Consider the following 6,341-nt stretch of genomic DNA (forward strand, 5'->3'; position numbering starts at 1 on the left):
GTTCGTGTGTACTGCTTCGGCGGTGATGCCGTGGCCCAGGCCAGCTATGACCTGGCGTGGCGTGCACTCAAGCCGACCTACCTGTTCAACGGCTATGGCCCGACCGAAACCGTGGTCACGCCGTTGCTGTGGAAAGCGCGCAAGGGCGATCCGTGCGGTGCCGTCTACGCACCGATCGGCACACTGCTGGGCAATCGCAGCGGCTACGTGCTGGACGCGCAACTCAACCTGCAACCCATCGGCGTAGCCGGTGAGTTGTACCTGGGCGGCGAGGGCGTGGCCCGGGGTTACCTGGAGCGTCCGGCCCTGACCGCCGAGCGCTTTGTACCGGACCCGTTCGGCAAGCCCGGCAGCCGCGTGTATCGCAGCGGCGACCTGACCCGTGGCCGTCCGGATGGCGTGGTGGATTACCTCGGCCGTGTCGACCATCAGGTGAAAATCCGTGGCTTCCGTATTGAGCTGGGCGAGATCGAAGCGCGTCTGCGCGAACAGGACAATGTCGGTGAAACCGTGGTGGTGGCCCAGGAAGGCCCGACCGGCAAGCAACTGGTCGCCTACGTGGTACCGGCAGACACCCACCTGGCCGATGAAGCCGAGTTCCGCGACAGCCTGCGCCGCGCGCTGAAAACCCACCTGCCGGACTACATGGTGCCGACGCACTTCATGTTCCTGGCGCACATGCCGCTGACCCCCAACGGCAAACTCGACCGCAAGGGCTTGCCCGAACCGGACGCGAGCCTGTTGCAACAGGCCTATGTGGCCCCCGAAACCGAGCTGGAACAGCAGGTCGCCGCGATCTGGGCCGACGTGCTGCGCCTGCCGCAGGTGGGCCTGAACGACAACTTCTTCGAAGTGGGCGGCCATTCCCTGCTGGCGATCCAGATCACCTCGCGGGTCCAGGCCGAACTGGGCCTGGAAGTGCCCTTGCTGGAAGTGTTCCAGACCGAAACGCTGCGCGCCTATGTCCAGGCCGCCGCCACCTTCCGCGCCGGCAGCGCGGAAGATTTTGATGATCTTCGTGACTTTTTGAGCGAACTAGAGGCGATTTGACCCATGCTTTCCAACCCTAATATCGATCTGGTTTCGCGCTTTCTCCGCCTGCCTCTGGAACAGCGCCAGCAGTTTTACCAGCGCCTGCAAAGCCGGGGCATGAGCTTCGCCCAACTGCCGATTGCCTCGATCCGTGAGGACGGCCAGAGTCTGCCGTTGTCCTACGCCCAGGAGCGCCAGTGGTTTCTCTGGCAACTGGACCCGGACAGCGCCACTTATCATATTCCCGGCGCACTGCGTCTGCAGGGCCGACTGGACCTGGCGGCCCTGCAACGCGCGTTCGACAGCCTGCTGGCCCGCCATGAAAGCCTGCGCACACGCCTGGTACAGGACGGCGAGCGCCTGCTGCAAAACGTAGCGCCCGAGGCGCGCATCGAGATACACCAGGACGTTGCCGACGAACACCCATTGATGGCGCGCATCGAAGCCGAGATAGCCCGGCCTTTCGATTTGCAGGCGGGGCCGCTGTTGCGCGTGACCTTGCTGCAACTGGCCGAAGACGAGCATGTGCTGGTGATGGTGCAGCACCACATCATTTCCGATGGCTGGTCGATGCAAGTCATGGTCGAGGAACTGGTGCAGTTCTACGCTGCGCACAGCCAAGGCCAGGAGGTGCAATTGCCGGGCTTGCCGATCCACTACGCCGACTACGCGCTGTGGCAGCGCAGCTGGATGGAAGCCGGGGAGAAGGCCCGTCAATTGGCGTACTGGCAGGACCTGCTGGGCGGTGAGCAACCGGTGCTGGAATTACCCCTCGACCATCCGCGCCCGGCGCAGCAAAGCCATCGCGGCGCCAGCTTGCAGGTGCATCTGCCAGCGGACCTGGTGGCCGGTATCAAGCGCCTGGCCCAGCAAGAGGGCGTGACCCCGTTCATGCTGTTGCTGGCCTCGTTCCAGACCCTGCTGTTTCGCTACAGCGGCCAGTCGGACATCCGCATCGGCGTGCCGAACGCCAACCGCAACCGCGTGGAAACCGAGCGGCTGATCGGCTTTTTCGTCAACACCCAAGTGCTCAAGGCCGATCTTGACGGGCAGATGAGCTTCGCCGAACTGCTGCAACAGGCCAAGCGCCGCGCCCTGGAAGCCCAGGCGCACCAGGACTTGCCGTTTGAACAATTGGTGGTGGCGCTGCAACCCGAACGCAGCCTGAGCCATAACCCGCTGTTCCAAGTGATGTTCAACCACCAGACCGACGCCCAGGGCGGGCGCGATGGCCAGCAATTGCCTGGCCTGCGGGTGGCAGAACTGGATTGGGAGAGCCAGACCACGCATTTCGACCTGAGCCTGGACACCCATGAGTCCGCCGAAGGCCTCTGGGCGGCGCTGACCTACGCCACCGACCTGTTCGAAAGCGCAACCATCGAACGCTTGGCGCAGCATTGGCAGAACCTGCTCCAGGCGGCAGTGAGTGCACCACGCAGCCGTCTTTGCGCGCTGTCGATGCTCGATGCACCCGAACAACAGCGGATGCTCAAGGACTGGAATGCCCCCGCCACCGTCGCCGCACCGGATGCCGTGCACCAGTTGTTCGAGGCGCAGGCCCGCGAACATCCGGCGCGCCAGGCACTGGCCTTGGATGAGCAAACGCTCAGCTACGGTGAACTGAACCGCCAGGCTAATCGCCTGGCGCACTACCTGATCGCCCAGGGCGTAGGCCCGGAGGTGCTGGTGGGCATCGCGGTCGAGCGCTCCTTTGCCATGGTGGTCAGCCTGTTGGCCGTGCTCAAGGCGGGTGGCGCCTACGTGCCGCTTGACCCTGAATACCCGCGTGAGCGCCTGGTGCATATGCTCGATGACAGTGGTGTGCGACTGGTGTTGACCCAATCCCACCTGCGCGACCGCTTGCCATTGCCGGCCGATCTGACGGCGCTGGACATCGACCTGGCCGACGCGCAGTTGGCGCAGTGTGCCGAGCACAACCCGCCTACCGCGTTCGAGCCCCGCAGCCTGGCATATGTCATCTACACCTCCGGCTCCACCGGCAAGCCAAAAGGCGTTGCCATCAGCCATGCGGCATTGAGCGAATTCGCCGGTATCGCGGCCGAGTATTCGCGCCTGGTCGCGGACGACCGCGTACTGCAGTTCGCGACCCTGAACTTCGATGGTTTTGTCGAGCAGCTGTACCCGGCTCTGACCCTGGGCGCGACGGTCGTGTTGCGCGGGCCGCAGTTGTGGGACGGCGCTGAGCTGTACCGGCAGATTATCGATCAAGGTATCACCCTGGCCGACTTGCCCACCGCCTATTGGAAACTGTTCCTGCAGGATTGCCTGGCCGCGGGGCCACGGCCCTATGGCGCATTGCGCCAGGTGCATATCGGCGGCGAAGCGATGCCGCTGGATGGCCCGGTGCTGTGGCGGCGCGCGGGGCTGGGGCATGTACGCCTGCTCAATACCTACGGGCCGACCGAGGCCACGGTGGTGTCCAGCGTGCTCGATTGCAGCGATGACAACGCCGTGATTGGCGCCACTGCCAGCCCGATTGGCCGCGCGTTGCCGGGGCGTGGCCTGTATGTGTTGGACCGTGACCTTAACCTGTTGCCGGTTGGCGCCGTGGGGGAGCTGTACATTGCCAGTGCCAGTGGCTTGGCCCGTGATTACCTGCAGCGCCCGAGCCTGACCGCCGAACGTTTTGTCGCCGACCCGTTCAGCACCCTGGGCGAGCGTCTTTACCGCACCGGTGACCTGGCGCGTTATCGCGCCGACGGGGTGATCGAATACGTCGGTCGCGTCGACCATCAGGTCAAAATCCGCGGTTTCCGAATCGAGTTGGGTGAGATCGAAGCGCTGCTGTTGGCCCAGGAGGCGGTGCGCGAAGCCTTCCTGCTGGCGGCCGACAACCAGTTGGTGGCTTACCTTGTGCCAGCCCAGCCGTTGTCCGCCGCCGAGCATGCGGCGGCGGGCGAAACGCTCAAGGCCACCTTGCGTGAGCAACTGCCCGATTACATGGTGCCTGCGCACCTGATCTTCCTCGACCGCATGCCGTTGAACCCCAACGGCAAGCTTGACCGCCAGGCGCTGCCCAAACCCGATGGCAGCACGGTGCAACAGACCTGGCAGGCACCGGTTACGCCACTGCAACAGCAGGTTGCGGCGATCTGGGCCGATATTCTTGGCGTCGAGCGTGTGGGCCTGACCCACCACTTCTTCGAACTGGGCGGGCATTCGCTGCTGGCCATGCAGGTGGTCTCGCGCATTCGCCAGGCATTGCAGCGCGAAGTGCCGCTCAAATTGCTGTTCGAGCAGCCGCGCCTGGAGGGGTTTGTCGCCGCACTGACCACCCAGGCCCCAGGCGCGCCGACCGCGCCCGCGCTGTTGCCGGTAGGGCGGGACCAGCCGTTGCCGCTGTCCTACGCCCAGGAGCGCCAGTGGTTTTTATGGCAACTGGAGCCGCAAAGCGCCGCGTACCACATCCCCAGCGCCTTGCGTTTGAAAGGGCAGCTTGACCTGGGTGCACTGCAACGCAGTTTCGATACCTTGCTGGCCCGGCATGAAAGCCTGCGCACTCATTTGCGCCAGGAGCGCGACCGCACGGTTCAAATCATTTCACCGCAGGTGTCGTTGCAGATAGCGCACGCCGAGGTGCAGGAAGTACAGCTCAAGGCGCGGGTCGAGGCCGAAATAGCCCAACCCTTCAATCTGGAACAAGGGCCTTTGCTGCGGGTTTCGTTGCTGCGCATCGCCGCTGATGAACATGTATTGGTATTGGTGCAGCATCACATCGTGTCCGATGGCTGGTCGATGCAACTGATGGTTGAAGAGCTGGTGCAACTGTATGCGGCGTACAGCCAGGGACAGGTGTTGCAATGGCCGGCGCTGCCGATTCAGTACGCCGACTACGCCGTATGGCAGCGCAACTGGATGGAGGCGGGCGAGAAGGCCCGTCAACTGGCGTATTGGCGCGACATGCTCGGCGGTGAGCAGAGCGTGTTGGCGTTGCCGTTCGACCACCCACGTCCGGCTGTGCAAAGCCATCGTGGCGCGCGCCTGGCATTCGAACTGCCCGGCGCGTTGACCCAAAGCCTCAAGGCCCTGGCCAAGCAGCAGGACGTGACCTTGTTCATGCTGCTATTGGCCTCGTTCCAGACGTTGCTGCATCGCTACAGTGGCCAGGAAGAGATCCGTGTCGGGGTGCCGATCGCCAACCGCAATCGCAGCGAGACCGAGCGTCTGATCGGCTTCTTCGTCAACACCCAGGTGCTCAAGGCCGATCTCCACGGCCAGATGAGCGTCGAGCAACTGTTGCAACAGGCCCGGCAACGGGCGCTGGACGCCCAGGCCCACCAGGACCTGCCCTTCGAACAACTGGTGGAAGCGCTGCAACCCGAGCGCAGCCTGAGCCACAACCCGTTGTTCCAAGTGATGTTCAACCATCAGACCGACGTGGGCCAGGCTCAGGTTCAGCAGCAACTGCCGAATCTTTCGGTAGAAGGGCTGGAGTGGGACAGCAAGACGGCGCATTTCGACCTGGACCTGGATATCCAGGAATCCACCGAAGGTATCTGGGCCACGCTCGGCTATGCCCAGGACCTGTTTGAGGCCAGTACCGTGCAACGCATGGCGCGACACTGGCAGAACCTGTTGCAAGGCATGGTTGCCGACCCACGGCAGAATCTCAGCCAATTAAACCTGCTGGACAACGCCGAACGGCAACAGATTCTTCAACTGTGGAACCAGAGCGATGCCGGCTTCTCGGCCAAGCGCCTGGTGCACGAGTTGGTGGCCGACCGCGCCGGGGAAACCCCCGAGGCGGTGGCGGTGAAATTTGGCGAGCAACAGCTGACTTACGGCGAGCTGGACCGCCAGGCCAACCGCCTGGCCCATGCATTGATCGCCCGTGGCGTCGGCCCCGAAGTGCGCGTGGCGATTGCCATGCCACGCAGCGCCGAGATCATGGTGGCGTTCCTGGCAGTGATGAAAGCCGGTGGCGTCTACGTGCCGCTGGACATCGAATACCCGCGTGACCGCCTGCTGTACATGATGCAGGACAGCCGCGCCCGATTGCTGTTGACCCATTCGGCGGTGCAACAGCGCTTGCCGATTCCAGACGGCCTGGAAGCCCTTGCCGTGGACCAGACGCAAGCCTGGTCCGCTGACGACGACACCGCACCCGAGGTGGCGCTGGACGGCGACAACCTGGCCTACGTGATCTACACCTCCGGCTCCACCGGCATGCCCAAAGGCGTGGCGGTGTCCCATGGCCCGTTGGTGGCGCACATCATTGCCACCGGCGAGCGTTATGAAACGTCGCCGGCCGATTGCGAACTGCACTTCATGTCGTTCGCCTTCGACGG

Annotated in this window: 2 protein-coding genes; both read left to right on the top strand. The window is 64.0% G+C overall.

Annotated features, from left to right (window positions below; all coding sequences use genetic code 11):
- Nucleotides 1-1,050: phosphopantetheine-binding protein (locus BM403_RS31165; RefSeq protein WP_139238023.1), on the top strand; the 1,050-nt coding region annotated here is incomplete at its 5' end.
- A gap of 3 nt (nt 1,051-1,053) precedes the next feature.
- A partial coding sequence (locus BM403_RS31170) for a non-ribosomal peptide synthetase (RefSeq protein ID WP_139238024.1) occupies nt 1,054-6,341 on the top strand: 5,288 nt, incomplete at its 3' end.

The organism is Pseudomonas sp. OV546, from assembly GCF_900116845.1.
In the GTDB taxonomy this organism is placed as follows: Bacteria; Pseudomonadota; Gammaproteobacteria; order Pseudomonadales; family Pseudomonadaceae; genus Aquipseudomonas; species Aquipseudomonas petroselini.